Below are 18014 nucleotides of genomic sequence, written 5' to 3' on the forward strand. Positions count from 1 at the left end.
CCTACCTATTTGGTAGACTCTAGTTCTGCTAATTTTTCTTTTAATTCAACAAGCTTCGCTTCATCTGCTGCTATGTCTTTTTCCACTTGAGCGATGCCGCTCTTGATATCATCAATCCATTTCTGTGTCCGCTCGTTACCTTCGCCTCTATCGATAATCCCTTGGTAGTAGTCGATTCTTTTTTCTTGTTCTACTATTAATTTTTTCTTGGCAGCAATAGCAATTTCTGTATCGGAAATTGCCGTTTTAACATTTTCTATTTTTTGTTCCGTGGTTAACACGTTCGGCGTTTTTGTGCCAGTCTGCATATTAACTACACCATCCTTGAAGGACACACTAAGCCCAGCAGCGCTTGTCACATCTCTAACAGGAGCATAACTCTTACCATCTATAATCACTCCACTGCCCACGCTTTTTCCGTTCATTGTAATCCTCACCTCTGATCCTACCGTCTTGCCTACTAAGCCGCTAGCCCAAGCTGTCCCTACCATTGATAAGGATAATCCCAAAATAAATCCTATCACTAACTTTTTCATGCCAATCACCTCTGTTGGTTTTTGAATCCATTGTACCAACAAAAGTCTAATAGTGGAATGATTATCCTCCTAAAGCCGTAATTCTAGCAGATAGACTATTCAACTCTTGCTGTAGAGTTTTGTCTGTAGCTACATTTCGAAATTTTGACCAGCTATACACCAATGCTCCCGGACTGCTTAAACCGCCTAAAACGACATAATTGTTTTCAGATACTAAATGCATTGATCCATCAGACCTGATATAAAATATTTCTTCTCCGATATTTATTTGCGCCGTTTGTGTAGGGCTCTTAAATTCCAGACCCGGAGCTGCTGCATCTGGTAAATCTGGGTTAAACGCTGCATATTCATTGGCGCTCTTGTAAGCAACAAATAAGTTACCTGTTGATGACATCTCGCATCTTGGGAACGTACCATTCGCCGTAGCGATATACGAACCGAATATCTGTACAGACTCAATCAAACCCGCCATGATATGCCCCAGGTTAGCTGTAATAGCCGAAATCTCATCTACGTCCATCTTATCAGCTGTAATGCTGTTTGCCTTGATTTCATCCGCTGTGAGCGAACCGACCTCAATGTTTTCGGCCTTGATGCTTCTTGCACGAATATTCTCGAAATCAAGTTGCCCGTTTAGCAAATAATTTAGCGCCTTCTGCGTTTTGGCTAGAGCTTCGTATGCTTCTGCTAGCGTGCCGACCTGCTGAACGACGTGAATATTTTGCGTTGGCATGACATCATCTCCTCATAGGCAGCTGACGCAACTGCCTCGTAATCTCATGTATAGTAACAACCCCCGTCGCAACGAGCTTAAGCCTTACGGCGTTAGCAGCAGCAATGCTGTTGGTGGGGATGAGTATCTCTTTGTATTGGACGCCTGAGACGCTTGTAATAGGCGCTAGGGCCGTCCAATCCTCACCGCTCGCTTTACCGCTAACATAGATTTGCAGCGTGCTACCAGCCGTCAGTGATGCGACAACCCATATCCTAAACCAATGCTGCTTACGGGCGATGGCGTCCGCCGTGAAAGGTTTGGTGATTGCAGTTGCTATGATAGGCGCAAGGCCGTCCGTTGTACCTCCCAGCCGCAGCACACGGCCGTCTGCGGTGCCGACAAATAGGTAATCACCCATACGCACCATCTGAGTGACTGCGATCCCATCCCATGTGTACCAGGCTTGGTGTGTCGGATCGTATTGCAGGATGCGATTGTTTTCGGCAGACGCTCCGAGCGCCAAGCCGAAGTACATATACTGCCCGTCGCTGGCTGAGACACCTTTAGCCGTTTGGCTTTTGTTGGCACCATTGATAAACTGCTGTACCGGTACTGAGTAGTCCTTAGCCGGGCGCATGCCTCCACTGTAGCTATAGATGCCATCGCGCGATATAAACGGTAGCGTCTCATCATAAACAGTCACGGCCTTGTTGCTGACCGCTCCAATATCTGAGGCAATCATGTCCATGCTGTAGCTTTGTGGGCCTTTGCCGTATAACTCATGTGTGCTTGACGGCTTAAACACCGTCAGGTGCCCATTACCCGCGCTCAGGCCGCAGATTGTCTCACCGTTAGGGGTATCGACTACAATCTCGCCAGCATCGTCTACGGTTGTCCAATCGTTGTACTCATTGAGCGCTGAGTAATGCACGGAGTTATTAACGGCACAATAAAGCCTGTTGCTATGTGATGTGATGTAGTTGGCGCCACTTGGCACCTCGCTTATGTTAACGGCGCTACCGGATCCGGAATATCGCACTGTCGCAAAACGTCCGTTATTGCCTAGTAGGTTGATAACGGGCAAGTTACCTTTGAAATTGCAGAACGACCAGTCCGTATTCATTGCGCTAGGGTCAGTGCTGTCAAAGTTATAAATTTCAGTCCAAGAAACTCCGTTCCAAGCACGCCATTTGCCATCATTAAATACAGCAACAAGCGTCTGGCCTCGCAGTACCGCCAATCCCGTTACCCGCGTACCGTACTGCCCTATGACCGTGTAGCCAGGGCGCGTAGTAAGCGATGGATACTTATCAGGACAAAAGTTAATTAACTCCGTGAATAGGTCATCCGGCAGGTTAAATCCCTCGTCATCAGGCTTGTACACGCCATTAAAAGCCCGTATCGGCACCGGATCGGATACGCCTCTTATTGCACCCCAGTAGGACACCGAACCCCCTCCTTTATCCTCATAAAGTAACTGGACCTACTACATGATATTGCAGAGTACCGCTGTTAGGTATCAACATTGGAATGACTGTACTAGCAGCTACCAAAACAACGCTATTAGTTGTATTAAACAGTGACGACACGTTGCCAAGTATATTAAATTGACTTGTTCCAGATGCATTCGACTCTCTTAACCCACTAATACCATTGCCTGTCGAGCGAATAGAATTAAAGATTGTACGTTGACACCCGTTAATAACTAAACCGTTACCCGTATTGTACTGTACATTGACCGTTCCGATGTTAACATCCGTACATAATGTCATTATAAACCCATCCTGATTGCTTTCCGCTCCCAGTTGACCTAGTGCTCCGTTTACAAATGCGACAGCTCCAGTGACAAACTGACAAGTGTCTAGAGCAAAACCGCCCCTGTTACAAAGGGATGATACAGCATCGTTAATATATACATACTGACTGTTGCTTATTTTATAGCCGGTGCCTCCCAACGTATCTGCCATGGTCCGGTTAAGCCAGATCGCGGCACAGTTGTTGAACACAAACCCATCCCCGCCAGATGAGGCGGTGCCTCCAATTACATCTACGTCTTGCAAGATAATTCCCTGTATGTTGTTTACGATTATACCAGGAAACGTTACGTTAATCCCATGCCGCACATTAGACGCAGTATAGTCCACGATAAATTTGGTAAGGTATACAAAACCCAAAAAATCATTCATTGTCACGGCATTTCCTTTGCCTGCGTAACAATTAACATCCTCGAAATAAACATTTGCAATAAGATTTGTTGGGTGATTTGCGTCTTTAATCACGGTATAAGCGTTCTCTACTTTGCAACCCTTAATGCGTATGTCTTGCAGACTTGGGATGGATGAATCAAAAAAGTAAACGACAGATGTGTTAGATGCACTGTCCATATCGATGAGTAGATTCTCCACATGGACGTATACACCTTGGATATTGAACATTTTGTCTGTTGTTTCCAATGCCTTAATACGGGTGCGATGTCTACCGTCGCCAACAATCGTGGTGTTGCTTGGGATAACTACGCCAGATAACGCATAATAGTTGTCGAGGTAAGGCAAAACGACTTTCCGCTTTGAATTTATCGCTTTTTGAAGAGCGATAGAAATATCCGTTGCACCATCCGCGACTGCCCCCCACCACTGCGGATATACTTCCGTGTTTTTAATATTACCAGCGACAACGCCATCTCCTGCGAATATTTGACTCATTCCGGCATCAATAGTGCCTTCGACTGTAACGGTAACGCCAGTATCGATTTCCCAGTAGGCACCGTTAGAAAACCAAATTGTCACATTTGATGGCACTGTGATATTTGAGGTCAAGCGATAGCTGCCGGTCGGAGAGTAAACAATTCCTCCGCCAACATCAACGGCAGCCTGAATTGCCGCAACTACCTTAGAAGTGTCATCCTTAAGGCCATCACCCGAAGCTCCAAATCCTACAATGTTATATATGGGCGTGGCAACATACTTCATATTTGTTTTTGCTAGGTCTATTAAAGCCCCCATTTCCTTCATTGCTATACTGTACGCACTTTGTCCCACGGTTACCACCTCGTCGTTTCTTTTGCCCGCCGCAACCCCATTTTTTTGAGGTCTCGCTCAGCTTCCTGGTATATTGCATTAAATTCCGTTTGAAAATTATTACGCATGTCCACATCACGCTGCAACCCCGCTATCCAGCCAGCAGCATCGTATACATACAATTCGTGGTAGTCGCTCGGAAAGTCTGGCGATTCATTCAGGGTGGAAGCGGTCAAGTTATCCGGTCTTTGCCTGTAATACAAATAAGCCTCTAAACCTACACTTTGTGGCGGGTGGATGTACAGACCATTAACTAGCACTGTACACCAGTGTGCAGGCGGGTTCTGTATCTCGGGCGTAACCTTGAGGTATTCTAGATCACCCACAACAACGCAGCGTATACGATCCTCCGGGCAGTCTGCAGGCAGTTCATAAAAATTTATATCTGTCGTCTCGAATTTATAAATCTTCTCCGGCAGAACGAATTTTCGAAACAACCTCTTTGACAGCTCATTGAACCTGCCGACTATCTGAGCATCGGTCAGGTCGTTGAATATCTCTAGTCGGACACGTTCAAGCAGCTCTCCTACATTCACGCGGGAACACCCCCGATGGATACGCTGTATTTGTCCCCGTTGTACATATCCCGTGCAAAATCAGCTGCTAGTTGCTCACGACGCTGCTCTACATGACGTTCACGGGCATCGTCCGACTGTTCCACAACTTGGGTAGCACTAAACCCATTGGCTGTATGGATCATCCTAATATGCGATACCACACGGCTTGAAAGATGTGGGAACCCCGGCTGCGGAAGACGCATGATTGCCAATTCCGTCAGCCCATCCATGATCAGGTGCTGTCCCGTATGAGGGTTCCACATGATGTATAGATGCTCGTCGTAAGCCTGTAACTGGGGTTCGACGTCGTATAGATCGTTAATCATCACTCGGGTGAATCCATCTCGATAATGTCTGTTCATAGCCCCTCCAAAATAAAAGAGGAGCCCGAAGGCCCCTCATAATGATTGCTATTGATTAGTAGCCGCTAGGCTCGTTAAGGTCGCCCAGCTCGCCAAACGATCTGCGGTTATGGCATACCATTGTCTCATAGCAGAATGCTGTCGCCTCATACGCTGGCGTGTTTGGAACGCGGCTGAACATGCTGCCGTCCTCATCCATGAAAGCAAGCTTCGACGTGTAGTACATGCCCAAGTCGTCCCAGTTTCCTGCCCAAATCCGTTTAGATGGCATGTAACGATCCACAATAAGTGGCATGCCGTCAAACTCGATGGCTTTATAGCCGCCTTCCAGTTCCATCGGATTAACAAACCGTTTCATGGAGGTCAGTGCCGCCTCATACGATGCACGAACACCGTGAGATCCTGCAAGCCACTCAACCTTTTTACCGCTTACGATATCCAGTCGGTCAAGCAGCGATCGAATGAGTTGGTCAGAGATTGCGCGACCTGTACCGCCGTTCGCCAATACGGTGGACTGCCACCATGTATACGTGGCTGGATCAAGTGTTTGGAGCGTCTTCGTCTTGCTGATGATGCCCGCCAGTCCCATTGGCTCCAAGTTAAACGCGCCAGCGGATACCGCGATTTGACCGGCCGTAGTCGCTACAGGCGCACCGCTGATTGTAATGGTTTTAGCATCATAATCAACTGCGGTGACCGTGCGACCAGTAGCTGCCGCAGTGCTTGGCAATGTGTAGATGTCGATAATTTGGCCCGCAAAAAACAGGCGCACATCATCTACAGTAAGTGTGTTAGCCGATGCATTGACCGGGAATGTGGCAAGCTTACCGCTTCCATCACCCAAGGAGACACGACGCATGTAGTTCTGCAGGTCAGTTGTAAGACCTTTAACCTCAGATGTCAGCGCACGGATATAAGATGTTTCGTCACGTTTTGACGCTTGGATGGTGGCATTGGATACCTGTAGGCGACCATGCACATAAGCCACGTTACCTGTCGATCCTTTATAGCCTTGTTGGCCCGCTGTAGGCAGAGTACCCATTTCTGTACCAGCTCCTACACCGCTGTTACGTCCGAAGTGATGGGCAATGTAAAAGTTCTTACCATCACCATCGATCTTTTCGGCCTTCTCCTTAAGCTTCAAGATGAAGTAGTTGGAGCCGTTATTCACCTGCTCCTGCACCTCTGGCAAGTAATCAACTTTCAGGGCGTCTGCAATTGTCGTTAAATCTGCTGGCATAATATATCCTCCTATTCAGCTTTCCGAGATGCTGCGATGCGAGCAATAGCCCGCGCCTCTGCCCCTTTAAAACCGCCGCCTGTCTGCGTGGTTTGAGCAGCAGCCCCCGGAGCGCCGTCCGTTTTAGGTGCTTGTTTTGATTTAAGGTAATCTTTCACTGCATCTTCCTTGGCTGTGGCAAGCTTCGCCTCTAGCAAATCAGCCTTCATGGCTTTGAAAGCCACTTCCGGCTTGCCGATCTCGTTTTCGTGCATGTATTTCCAAAGCTCGTTATGATCGACAGGCTTGCCGTCAATCTCCTTGCCTTCGACAAACGTCTTAAGCGACGTTTCAAACTCTGTCGCAGCCTGCTGTTGGCTTTTTTCAGCCTCCATTGCATCGGCCTTTTCCGCCTTTGCCTCAAGCATTTCGATCCGTTTCTGTACCTCTGGTGATACGTCATACTTATCAGCGCGCTCCTGGAGCTCAACAAGTTCAATCTGCTCCTTGAGAGTCATGACGTCATCAATGCCGCTTGATCGCTGCAGATACTCCGCTGCTTTGCGGTATGTGTCATGGTCCTTGTACTGATCGTGTACTTTCTGCATTTCAGCGGCATGTTCAGCCTTCCACTTTTCTTGAGCCGATGCCAACCTTTTGCTAAAAGCCGCATCTTCCTTACCCTGCTCGGCGGCAGCGCCTTGATCGCCCGTTGGGTCAGGAACATCATTTACTTGCTGTTGCTCCCCGGCGGCAGGAGCACTACCCTCGCCCGTTTCCCCTTCACCAAACAATTGCAGGTTAAGCTTTAAAAATGGTGTGTTCACAATAATTCCTCCTGTTATGCGGCGGCCATAACTGATCAACGCCCGCGATTAATAGATGATAGGCTGCAAGACTCTCACCTGCAGCCCGTTATATTATTGTTTCATTGCTGCTGTAGCAAGCTGCGTTTGAGCCTTAAGCTCGTCCCGCTGCATGGCTGCTTGTTGGTCCATTTGCTTAGCTTGGAGCTGAGCATCGCGCTCCTGCGCCTTCTGCTCAGCTTCCTGCTGCGCCGCCTGCTCTTGTTGCTGCTGCTGTTGCATCATAGGAGCGTTAAGCCGCTGTACATGTTCCTCGTAGTGCTGGTCAACCAGCGCTCGCAGTTCAGGAGGCATCTCGCGGTACCTCCCAGACTTGCGGAACGTGTTATGCACTAATATGTGCACCTCGTCATCGTCACTGTCCCATATATGCGGGACGTCAGGCGGTGGAGGTGGCATATACTGCGCCCATTGTTCAGGCGGCATGCCCGCTTGCTGCAATTGCTGCTGTATTTGTTGCGTTTGCTGCTGGTACATACCGAGCAGTTGCAGGAACTCTTGATTCTGACCCAAGTCCTCAAAGGCTTTGTTCTCCATTTTGGCATTGTTATTGTCCAATGCCTCCTGTTCAAACAATTCCGTCGAGTCTCCCATGCCCATGAGCCGTAGCAGTTTGCTAGGATCAGGCGTACCATCCTTCTTGACGATGGCCCCCGCGCCCCACATGGTCATGATGCGTTCCTGCTGAGCCGCCTTCATCTCTGGCAGGCTGGAGCCTTGGACGATGTTGATGTCCTCGAAGCCTGTCAAATCCGAGCCGTTAAAGCTGATAAGCTCGATCTCGTTGTCCTCACCAAGCAGCCGACCCTGCCGCTCCTCCGTGTAATGTGCTTTAAGCAGCCGAAGGATGCGCTGCATGACTTTTTTCATGCCCTGTTCGTAGTTCTGGCTGCCAACCGCCAGCTTTTCATTCTCCTGCTCGACCATGATCTCTAAGCCGCCAAGTGTATCCAGACCCGATGGCATGCGTCCTTGGGAGACCTCACGCGCTCCGCTCATGTCATCCAAGTCCATAGCGTTCTGAGCTAGCTCATTGCCGTAAAACGAAGGGATGTCAGGCGCTGGCACTCGTTCAGGCTTAGCGTTGTTAATCGGGTTGTACGAGATAATACCGGCTATCTCATTGGTTAACTCTTCCTCATCTACGCCACTACCGATGGGGTTGAGCCACATACTATTGCCCATTCTGCGGGCATGAGTGGCAACCATGGATCGCAGGACGTTAATCTCCCGCTGTGGCGCAAGCATGTCGGTGACGATCGCATCATATTGCAGGCTGCCTGGTATCGGGATATAACCAAACAGTTGATACGGCAGCTCGCCCGACTCCTCATTGTAGTCAAGCTCTCGTCCATCGCACACGGTTATTTTGACGCCCTTGGGATACCTTTTGCACGGCTTATACCACAACTCATATACGAGAGCTTGATTTTGCATGCGCGTTGTATCCGTCGAGCCTATGCCGTCTGATGCCATCCGCGTGATGTCATAACGGTTAAGGTATCCGACATTTGCATCAGGGCTGACCTTAACGCCGTACTCCTCGTATATCTCGTCAACGTCGCGAGCCTTGCGCTCGATGATCCAACGTATCTCCTCCTCACTTACTGCCGCCGGATCAGCAAACACCGTAAGCGGGTCACACACCCGCGCCCGTATGACGCCCTCATGCAACGGCTTGCTGCCGCCCTTGACCCATTCCTCATAGCCCGGGTCGCCGTCTTCCGGCGATACCTCTGTTCCCGCCTCGCCGTCAAACCACGTCTTCACCCAGCAGCGCTTTTGGATGAGCATGTACAGGAACATGTCCTTTGTTTTCCGGCTCAGGTCAAGCTCCTGCCACAGCACATGCATGTACTTGTCCGCCGCCTTGGCTGCATCAATGTCCACCTGTTCCTTGCTGCCCGGTATGACATCAAACTTAAGCTTGCTTTTAATGTGCTTGGCGAGCAGTGCTGTCACACGCGACCTGATCTTGTTACGCACTATCCTGACCTCACCAGATTGCTCGGGTAGAGTCCGCACAGTACGCGCCGCCCTATCCCAGCCTATCCACTGATTGCCAAGGTAGTAATTTATGTTAACGAGCTGCTGGCGTATATCTGTCCAGTTCTCGGCGCTTCTAAAAAGCGACTCAACGCGGTCAGGAGTGAGCCGCTTAGACTCTGTATCTCCTGCCGCGTTGTCATTTGCATCAGTATTTTGTTTCGCCACGGCTCACGCCCTCCTATTCTTGAGTCGCTGATGTTTTAGACGCTTTAACCGTAATGGTATAGCCCGGCACAACGACTTCTTCGATCCTCACTTCGACGAATCCAAATGTCGGATCAATATCAGTACGTCGGTTATATGCGTCCAAATCATCCGTTGCAGGCCCGTACCGCTCATCAAACCCGCATGTGTATTTATAAAGCTTTAGCATGTGTATATCCTCCTTATAGTGGCACAAGTGGTTCAGGCTCTTTAATACCCTGCTGCGCCTTGATTACTTTAACCTCTGCATGTTTAAGCTCGTTAAACGTTGGGGCTTGAATTCGATCAAGGAGTTGATGGCGCTCAGTCAGCCACGCCTCTCGTTCGCTTTCCCATCGTCGCAGTAACGCCGCATTAACACTCTCATTTGCGCGGTTTAGTCGATCCACATGCAGCAAACCCAGCACCATAGCCCCTATGTGCATCATGGAACTGATTAAGGCTATCAGTATCACATCATTGCTCATAATGCCTGCATCCCCTTTCTTTTTTGCTTACCCTGATTGGCGATGTTCCGCCTTACCCGCGCCTCCATGCTATTGTCGTAGTCCGGATCTGGCGTAATGCCGCCGTTAAAATAAATAAAGCGATGGAGCGCTTGGCTCATCGCATCTACCTGGTCATCATTTTTCCCGTTCGGGAAGCTGGCCGCCTCCTCGACGAAATCGTTTATCCATGTTGTGCGCGGCAGGTAAACGTTACCCGACTCGATATAAGCAGACACAGCGTTTACCCTTGCAACCTTGCCGCCCTCTGGGTTAACTGGTACTATGCCGCCAATCTGCCCTTGTAGTGTCTGGATGATAGCCGAACCGTTTGCCTTGTCCTCCACCAGTTTGACCGCAGCCTCCGGGTATTTAGCACATATGTTGCGAATGCTCTGTATCGTTGCTGGGAAGTTCAGCTTTGCACGTATCTGATCAACCAGGTACATGTTAGCCTGATTCTTGCCCCATACTTGAATAACCACATAATCGCTATCATCGTCATCCTTAAATGCAGCATCAACCGATATGAGCAGCGATGCGAACGGCGGCGGATTCTCGTAATATCTCCACCACTCACGCTTAAGGAAGTTACCTTCCGCTGCGCTCGGCCTCTGCTGGTACAAGGCATTAAATACCCTAGACCCGACATCGATCTTTGTTTGCTCCATACGGCTCTTATCGAATCCAAATTCAGGCCATAACGGTTCATCTTCCGCCCGGCCAAGGAAATCATCTTGTTCCGCCAGTGCTGGGAAGTTGATTACCGTCCAACGTTCGCCAGTATGAACGCCCTCAGCTATCTCATCAGCTTCTTTTTTTAGCAGTCTGCCTACAAGGTCATCTTCATGCCAACGTGTCATCACGACAATAATGCGGCCGTCAGGCGTTAAACGTGTGTATAGCGTTGATGTGTACCATTCCCATATCTTTTCGCGCATCGTCTCACTATCTGCTTCCTCCGCATTTTTTACCGGATCATCAATAATAGCAATCTTAGCGCCCTTACCAGTAATAGCGCCGCCAACGCCTGCAGCAGTAACGCCTCCCCTGTATCCGTCTATGCCCCAAGACTCAGCTGATTGATTGGCTGGATCGATGCTAACCTCGAATACGTTTTTGTTAGAAACCAGCGTATCCCTAGCAATACGAGAAAATCCCCGACTCAGATCAACCGAGTACGAGGCTAAAATGATTTCGTCCGTTGGATTGCGTCCTACATGCCATGCAGGGAACTTCTTGCTGACTCGCTCGCTCTTACCGTGCCTTGGCGGCATAGTGACAATCACACGCTTGAGCTCGCCTAGCGACACTTTGACAAGCGTCTCATCCAGCACATCAAGGTGCTTGCCTTCGCGGTCCCGACCTTCGCTGTCGTAATCGACAAAGTAGCTAAAGTCGGCATACGCCCGAGCAGCTCGTACTTCATCCAGAGTCGGCAGTCTTTTCAATGATATGCTCAAGGTCAGCCAACTCCTTTGCACTGAGCTTCTTCAGGTCATGCTTTGTTTCAACTACGGCCATCACATCGCTGACGACTTTGTCTACCGGCTTATACCCTGCTCGATCCAATAAATCACGCGCCGCCACAAGACGATCCTTGTGTTGTGCCGATGGGTCATTCATCACCTCAAGCAGCACTGTAAACGCGTTAACAGCATTTTCTGTAAACATCATCCGCAGATCCTTGTTAAGATTCTGTTCAGTCTTGTTAAGAAACTGTTGAACATCAACAGATTTCAACAGCCTGCTGCCCTGACTACCTGCTGTCTTCTCGCTATACCCTGCCGCTATGGCAGCTAGAGTTGCATTGTTACCGTTTTTCAGATACTCGGTTACAAATATCATCTTTTGCGGTCTCAAGTCTGCCATGCTATCACCTCATCCTCTAAATTATTTCATGCATTCCCCTGTGCAGTAACAGCCGCCGTTCATTGCTGCCCTGCAATTTTTAGGTTTAATCATCAATCCTAGAGACCCCACAGCTGGTATAAATGGATACCGTTCACGTGTACTTATCGACTCCACCTTTTTCTGGAGGAGAAGATTTTTATACTCCGCTATCTCCTGCGGCGTACCCTCGACTGTAATGCCGTTAATTGTTGCTTTCACGGTTACTCTCCCCCAATATGTCCTTGGCATCTATAGTGCCTGACGTTATTGTCATTTGCGGTGTACCTAGCCATGATCGCAATTCACTCATCGGCCCACCTCCATACACATTCTCTATGACCTTTAGCCGCAATCCACTTGCCATCTACTTGCTTATAGCTGGCCCATAACTCATTACGTGCCGTTACCTCGCCGCATACCGTGCATTTACGCCGTATGATGTCGCAGGCTTCGCAATACCTTCGTCCGTAATGTGGCGGTTTCAGCCGCGCGCCGCAATCATCGCATTTGTACGTGGCGTTTGTGCAATCCTCACAGTAGCCTTGTTGCTCTATTTTGCGTCCGCAATGGTAACAGGTATGTCTTTGCATGGCGATACCTCCACAACGCAAAAAGAGCCCTTTCGGACTCTCCAAGGATTGATCGATCCAAATTTATGATATCCAACGGATTGGGGTCGTTGGGATATACCAGTCATTATTGTGCTAATCAAACAACTGTGTAAATGCCCCGTGATCATCAAGAATCATTTATCACAGCTGTCTATATAAGGATTTTAACATGTTGTAAGTGTCAAAAAAGATTAAACTTTAGTGTCAGAAAAGTGTCATTCCGTCCTTTTCGGGGTAACGATGATGCTGCGATCCAGGCATGGATATATCTTCTATCTGCGGCGGACGGATGAAGCGGAAACAGATACTCAGCTTTTCCAGCGCACGTTTATGGTTGCGTTTGACCGTCTCCACGCTATACCGTTTCCGTTCGGATATATCTTTGAGCGATACTCCTTCAATCCATTTCAGCAGCACGACGCTTCTTTCTTCGTCCGTTAGCGTGTCCAGTGCTCCGTCTATGTCTTTGATTACATCGGAGTACTTTTCATAGTCTATCCTGTCATTGTAGCTTGTATGTCCCATATCAGCAGGCTTGCCGACCATTTCAAAGAATCTTTCTGGCGCGCCCGATCCCCCAGACATTCCGCTGTAATTAGCTATGCCGGCTGATGCTCGCGGCTGATGTCGTTCAAATTGCCTTACTGCGTACTTATAGCTGGGGTAGTTTTTAAGGAGTTCTGTCACGTTTTCTCTGCTCATGATTCATGCCCCCTATTCTCGCCTTTCGATGCTCCACTCTAGCTTAAATATGCTATACTTCCAAAATTTAATCTCGATCATAATTGAATCCACCTGGTCGTCTTTCTTAGCTTCATCGGTTACATTCTCCATAGATATCCTCCTTAGAGCGCCCCGTATAGGAACGCTCTGATATGTGGTTAATTTAAGCGACTTCTGACTGTCCAAATACATGCAGTTCCAACATTGCTAAACGGCGTTTCACTTCTGCTTCAAAATCCGCTCCATCGCCCTTTGGTACAGCGGCGTGTTCATCCATTTCCAGTCCGTCACTGGGTAACGCTGGCGGTTTAGGATAGTCTACCAGTGGGCGATCCGCATTATTTTCTTCCAAAACGGCTGCTGCATCGGCTTGCTGCGCTGCTTCGTGCTCTGCGCGAAATCGCTCTGCTTCCTCTGGGCTGACCTCCCGATATTGTCCGGCCTCCAAGTAACCAAATCTGATTTCTTCGCCTGTTGTAGCAAGATTAGCGATATAGTGCGTCTTACGATTTCCATCTTCCCAGCGCTTGTTATAAATTGCCGGCTTTGCATCCTGTAATTGTTTAGCAAGCTCAGCTAAATTAGCAGTGACGTTTGTTTTAATGGGCTTGGTCGTCGCTTCAAGCTGCCTGCGCAACGATTCGTTATCAGCGTTCAGTCTCTTCAATTCATCTTGAGTTGACTCTAGCTCAACAGCTGCTGCATTACGCTTCGCCTCAAGGTCGTTGCATTTAAGATCCAAGTCAAAGTTATGGCGGCGAATTGCCTCCATCTCGGTTAATTCTTCTAGCAGTCTGAAATTTTCGCTGACATGGCTCGCAAGCACCGTTTCATGTGTACGTACCAAGTTTCCGACATATTGCTGTATCCATCCAGATAAAATCTGATAGTGTACAGGGCTGGCGCACATCTCTCGCAGAGTTAACGGTGTTTCGCCAATAACGATGTTTTCGAACTGACTGCTCACTTGATCCTGCGCTTCTTGAGCTGCGATTTCAGCTGTTTTTTCTCTGATTTCCTCGCGCACCGAATTAAGGAGTGCGTTAACCTCGTTAAAGCGGCTAACGTCCACATTAGGTGTGCTATTGATGTGTTCCCATTCAACTGATAATGCAGCTTCTTTTGCTTGCAATTCGGTCAATTCGCCTTGTAAAACGTCCATGTATATTCACGCTCCGTAGTCATATTTTTCTATCTATATTATACTAAAAAAATCGTTAAAAATCCAGTGTTATCAAGGGTTTACGTCGATTTTACACCTTATTAATTAAGTCACTTTTAACCATGTAATAGTCAGTCATGTTTGGTTAATTGGAACTCATATCCAACATCACCTTCGCAATAAGGACATTTCAGTGTGAACGTATTTCGTTTGTCCTCAAAACAGCATTTAGGTGGCTTTACTTTGAACTCCGTACCACAATCACATTCTACGGAAAACCAATCTTTCACCCATCCACCCCCAAACCTCTCAAATTGACTTATAACGAGTTTTAATTACTAGACACATATTTGTTCGTCCAAGACATTTAAACGCCGTCATAATCATCGTGGAGGCTTAAACAACGCATGTGACTGTCCTAGCTCTCTATCAATCTCTTTGATACGCTTTTCGATGCGTTCATAGCCTGTTGAGCGTATGCCCAGCCATTCCAGTTTGCGTTGTAAGGTGTCGCGCTCGGCTTGTAGGCTCATGTGCTTGCCTCCCATGGGGTTATCTCCACCGTTATTCCTGCAGCTTTGCGGCGCTCTCCTTCTGCTATACGAAGTTCCTTCACATGCCTGAAACTGTCGTCTGGTAATATGCCGTTTTTGACCAGTCCATCCTGTATGGCCTTTGCGCTGTATGCGTATCCGTCCGGATCGCGCACCCTGTTATCCTTGAAATGGAATCGGTAGGTCACAATAGCAGGTTTGTCCATCGGTTTAAGCTGCTGCACTCTGACCTCTATCCCGACCATCTGCTCCCATTGCAGCTTCACGCGGGCCTGCTCGTGGTAATGCATGCGACGTATCTCATTGAGTGTTGGTGGTATGCCGATTAGTTTTAGAGATTGATTCATGCGATGTCGTCGCCTCCGCTCGGACGATAGTACACACGCAATGAATCTCTTTGCAGCTTAAGCTCATCCTCGTTGATTACAGGCTTTCTCTTTTTCAAAAATTCAACACTAGGGTTTTTGCTTGTTTTTCCTCTTCCTGGTTTCATTGTTCATCTCTCCCCTTAGGTTTATATGGTTAAGCATTCATTCTTTTCATTGCATCTTCTTGTCGTTTCGATGTTCCATGGTTTTCAATTATCACGCTTGATCCTATGATTCGATCAATCAACCTACCATCTACGTCCAATGGTTCGCCTTTTTTTCCGTATGCAAACCATTGATTCAGGCGTTTCAAGTCAAGATTGCTTGTATAATTGGTCCTCTTCCCCTGACGTCCGTTGATGATCGGGAACAAAATGTCATTGAATTCAGTTTCCGTTAGGACCCCTGATCCAATCTCATCGAGAGTTAACAGGTCGCAATCAATAGCCGCGGTGATAATATCAGTCAAACTAACCTTACTGCTGAATTTAAAAGTGTCCTTTGCGATATTGAACAGTTGCGATACATCCAAGAAAAGACTAACGTAGCCGCGCCTATCAAGGTCGTGATGTACAGCAGCGAGCAAGTGACTTTTACCATTGCCTGGCTTTCCAAACATCAGTAATCCCTCTTTCCGGGATTCAAAATCCTCAGAAAACCTTTTAGCCTCTGCCAAGCACAACTCTGTTCCTCTCCGTGCCTCGAAGTTGCTGAATGCTGCAGTTTTAAGGCCATCGCTCATAATGCTGTGCTTGTACGTTCTTTCCAGTGCAGCTCGACGCAATTTACGCAATCGTTCTTCCTCTTCTTTTTCCATTCGAAGAACATCACACTTGCAGGCTGCTGGCATCACATACTTTTTTAATAGTCCGAAATAAACTCTTTTCATTTCTTTCTGACATGTCAGGCAGCAGTAAATACCTTCATTCTCACTGTCGGAGTACAAACTGGTTGAAGTCTGGTTCGGAATTGATAGCAACATGTCCGTTATGGCTTGAAGACTGCTCATTAATTACACCACCCGTCAGTACGTGTAAATTCTTTTTCTTGTATTCGTCGTAAACCCAACCAATCAAAACGTGGTAATCCGAAACGTACTTCGTTTTTTTGGAGCATTTATAATTACTGAGTTTTTCAATTCCCCACTTAGCACCATTCTCGGAGTCATATTTAATTATCAATTTTTGATATTCAATTTCAGTTAGAGAGACTTGTTCAGCGTATACGGTTTTAAGATCTTCTTTCTTAACATTCTTTTCATTCTTTAACTTCTTTACATTCTTGTTTGTGTCAATCTGTTGTGGTTCTGTTGTCAATCTGTTGTCAATCTGTTGTGGTTCTGTTGTCAAAGTATCCTGATACTCAGACCATTTAAGTACTGATACCACTGAGTATTTGTTTGTACTTTTGATGTCAAGATCGCCCCACTTTTCCAAGCGTTGCAACCAACTCCATAGCGTTGTATCCTTAACCTTCTTACGCGGAGCTAAGCCGTCATTATAGTCCTGTTGCAAGGCAAATCTACCAGTTACAAATTGACCAGGTTGCAGTGAAACTTCCTGCCTATCGATAACCGCTACCGTTTCTTTGTGAGTAGCTTTTGTTAAGCATAATATCCATAGTCGCAGCATGTCCGGATCGGAAAATTTTGAACTGCTTACTATTTGTCGATGTAGCTTTATCCAGCCTGACATTAGCTACACCGCCTGTTCGTAAGAAGGTCGTTTGATTCCAATCTTCTCCTCAATGGCTTGTATGGCGAACTCTTGCATGCTGATGTTGTTTTTGGCACAGAACACTTTTATTTCATTGTGAAAGTCTTCTGGCATTCGCACCTTAAACTGCTTGTTCTCCACGCCCTCACCTCCATTTGGTTCATTAGTATCATGGTACCATATAAATACCATTACGGTAAGTATATATACCAATTAGGTTTATATCGTTTACTTATTAAGCTATATGAGTATGATAGGATTAACTAATAATTGGATAGGTGATTGATTTGATAAAACCTAAACTGTCAGAATTAATGGGCATTCATAAGATAAAAAGCTTCTCAACTCTCGAAAAAGAGATAGGAATTTCTCGGCGTACAATAGCCAAGATTTATAATGGTGAGGGCGGAGGTATCGACTATGAAACGCTCAACGCCCTCTGTAAACGATTTGACTGCTCAGTAGGCGATCTACTGGAATACGTACCGGATGATCAATCATAGTATTTGATGGCCCATTTTTCTTTTTTGATTAATATCTCTGTACTGAGTGGCTTTCGTCTTTTCCAGTACCTAAAACGTGTGTAGTTATACGTGTGGTCGTACAGACTGTCATAGGGACGCATGCAATACCATGTGCCTCCCATTAATCTGCGAAACCATTGGAACCTACTCATTGCTGTTCCTCCTAGTATTTTCTTCTTGGCCCCCGAATCAGCGAGGGCCGTATAAGGTTTATTTCCTCCGGAATAGCGTCCGCAACGCCATAGGTAGGTATTTTAGATAGTCACTCCAGTGCTGCATCTGTATCCCCCTTACCCCCGTATAGGGCTAACAAACTAGCAGCAACCTTGCGACATGATGCATGCCCGCTTCCACCAGTAGTGCCGTCCCATTCGTCACGTGCCGATCCGTCTGC

Annotated in this window: 22 protein-coding genes; 1 reads left to right on the forward strand and 21 read right to left on the reverse strand. The window is 47.4% G+C overall.

Translation table 11 applies throughout. The annotated features are described in order from the left end of the window. Positions 1–5: 5 nt before the first annotated feature. The 21 genes from AC6B99_RS27005 to AC6B99_RS27105 all read right to left on the reverse strand — a co-directional run bounded on the left by AC6B99_RS27005 (position 6) and on the right by AC6B99_RS27105 (position 17237). Positions 6–536, reverse strand: a complete 531-nt coding sequence (locus AC6B99_RS27005; RefSeq protein WP_496664682.1) for a hypothetical protein — start codon at positions 534–536, stop codon at positions 6–8. 61 nt (positions 537–597) lie between these two features. After that, entirely contained in the window at positions 598–1269 is a 672-nt protein-coding gene (locus tag AC6B99_RS27010; RefSeq protein ID WP_496664683.1) for a hypothetical protein, read from the reverse strand. A gap of 4 nt (positions 1270–1273) precedes the next feature. After that, on the reverse strand, positions 1274–2698 hold the full coding sequence (locus tag AC6B99_RS27015; RefSeq protein ID WP_496664684.1) for a hypothetical protein: 1425 nt from the start codon (positions 2696–2698) through the stop codon (positions 1274–1276). Positions 2699–2717: 19 nt separating this feature from the next. Further along, entirely contained in the window at positions 2718–4289 is a 1572-nt protein-coding gene (locus AC6B99_RS27020; protein WP_496664685.1) for a glycosyl hydrolase family 28-related protein, read from the reverse strand. 2 nt (positions 4290–4291) lie between these two features. After that, positions 4292–4864 (reverse strand): phage adaptor protein, encoded by a 573-nt coding sequence (locus AC6B99_RS27025; RefSeq protein WP_496664686.1) that lies wholly within the window; start codon positions 4862–4864, stop codon positions 4292–4294. Further along, positions 4861–5148, reverse strand: a complete 288-nt coding sequence (locus AC6B99_RS27030; RefSeq protein WP_496664687.1) for a hypothetical protein — start codon at positions 5146–5148, stop codon at positions 4861–4863. The genes AC6B99_RS27025 and AC6B99_RS27030 overlap by 4 nt, the downstream gene beginning before the upstream one ends. 154 nt (positions 5149–5302) lie before the next feature. Next, on the reverse strand, positions 5303–6487 hold the full coding sequence (locus AC6B99_RS27035) for a phage major capsid protein (RefSeq protein WP_496664688.1): 1185 nt from the start codon (positions 6485–6487) through the stop codon (positions 5303–5305). Positions 6488–6498: 11 nt separating this feature from the next. Then, on the reverse strand, positions 6499–7293 hold the full coding sequence (locus AC6B99_RS27040; protein WP_496664689.1) for a hypothetical protein: 795 nt from the start codon (positions 7291–7293) through the stop codon (positions 6499–6501). A gap of 93 nt (positions 7294–7386) precedes the next feature. Then, entirely contained in the window at positions 7387–9546 is a 2160-nt protein-coding gene (locus tag AC6B99_RS27045; protein WP_496664690.1) for a portal protein, read from the reverse strand. Between the two features lie 13 nt (positions 9547–9559). Next, positions 9560–9754, reverse strand: a complete 195-nt coding sequence (locus tag AC6B99_RS27050; protein ID WP_496664691.1) for a hypothetical protein — start codon at positions 9752–9754, stop codon at positions 9560–9562. Positions 9755–9767: 13 nt separating this feature from the next. Continuing rightward, positions 9768–10052: a hypothetical protein gene (locus AC6B99_RS27055; RefSeq protein WP_496664692.1), complete on the reverse strand. Its 285-nt coding sequence runs from the start codon at positions 10050–10052 to the stop codon at positions 9768–9770. After that, entirely contained in the window at positions 10049–11533 is a 1485-nt protein-coding gene (terL, locus tag AC6B99_RS27060; RefSeq protein WP_496664693.1) for a phage terminase large subunit, read from the reverse strand. Before terL ends, AC6B99_RS27055 begins: the two co-directional genes overlap by 4 nt. Further along, positions 11496–11942 carry a terminase small subunit gene (locus AC6B99_RS27065; RefSeq protein WP_496664694.1) on the reverse strand — a complete coding sequence of 149 codons (447 nt, stop codon included), beginning with the start codon at positions 11940–11942 and terminating at the stop codon, positions 11496–11498. The genes terL and AC6B99_RS27065 overlap by 38 nt, the downstream gene beginning before the upstream one ends. An 836-nt stretch (positions 11943–12778) precedes the next feature. After that, the gene (locus tag AC6B99_RS27070) at positions 12779–13276 is read right to left on the reverse strand and encodes a sigma factor-like helix-turn-helix DNA-binding protein (protein WP_496664695.1); all 498 of its coding nucleotides are present in this window, start codon (positions 13274–13276) and stop codon (positions 12779–12781) included. Between the two features lie 184 nt (positions 13277–13460). Further along, positions 13461–14459, reverse strand: a complete 999-nt coding sequence (locus AC6B99_RS27075; RefSeq protein ID WP_496664696.1) for a hypothetical protein — start codon at positions 14457–14459, stop codon at positions 13461–13463. A gap of 383 nt (positions 14460–14842) precedes the next feature. Further along, positions 14843–14992: a hypothetical protein gene (locus tag AC6B99_RS27080; protein WP_496664697.1), complete on the reverse strand. Its 150-nt coding sequence runs from the start codon at positions 14990–14992 to the stop codon at positions 14843–14845. After that, positions 14989–15360 carry a RusA family crossover junction endodeoxyribonuclease gene (locus AC6B99_RS27085; RefSeq protein WP_496664698.1) on the reverse strand — a complete coding sequence of 124 codons (372 nt, stop codon included), beginning with the start codon at positions 15358–15360 and terminating at the stop codon, positions 14989–14991. The genes AC6B99_RS27080 and AC6B99_RS27085 overlap by 4 nt, the downstream gene beginning before the upstream one ends. Beyond that, complete coding sequence (locus AC6B99_RS27090; RefSeq protein ID WP_496664699.1) at positions 15357–15506, reverse strand: hypothetical protein; 150 nt, start codon at positions 15504–15506, stop codon at positions 15357–15359. Before AC6B99_RS27090 ends, AC6B99_RS27085 begins: the two co-directional genes overlap by 4 nt. Before the next feature lie 29 nt (positions 15507–15535). After that, positions 15536–16390 carry an ATP-binding protein gene (locus AC6B99_RS27095; protein WP_496664700.1) on the reverse strand — a complete coding sequence of 285 codons (855 nt, stop codon included), beginning with the start codon at positions 16388–16390 and terminating at the stop codon, positions 15536–15538. Continuing rightward, positions 16311–17075, reverse strand: a complete 765-nt coding sequence (locus tag AC6B99_RS27100) for a hypothetical protein (RefSeq protein WP_496664701.1) — start codon at positions 17073–17075, stop codon at positions 16311–16313. The genes AC6B99_RS27095 and AC6B99_RS27100 overlap by 80 nt, the downstream gene beginning before the upstream one ends. A 3-nt stretch (positions 17076–17078) precedes the next feature. Further along, positions 17079–17237 (reverse strand): toxin-antitoxin system HicB family antitoxin, encoded by a 159-nt coding sequence (locus AC6B99_RS27105; RefSeq protein ID WP_496664702.1) that lies wholly within the window; start codon positions 17235–17237, stop codon positions 17079–17081. 137 nt (positions 17238–17374) lie between these two features. On the opposite strand from AC6B99_RS27105, the gene AC6B99_RS27110 reads away from it, so the two are divergent. Then, positions 17375–17599 (forward strand): helix-turn-helix domain-containing protein, encoded by a 225-nt coding sequence (locus AC6B99_RS27110; protein ID WP_496664703.1) that lies wholly within the window; start codon positions 17375–17377, stop codon positions 17597–17599. Positions 17600–18014: the final 415 nt, after the last annotated feature.

It is taken from the genome of Paenibacillus liaoningensis (assembly GCF_059609455.1).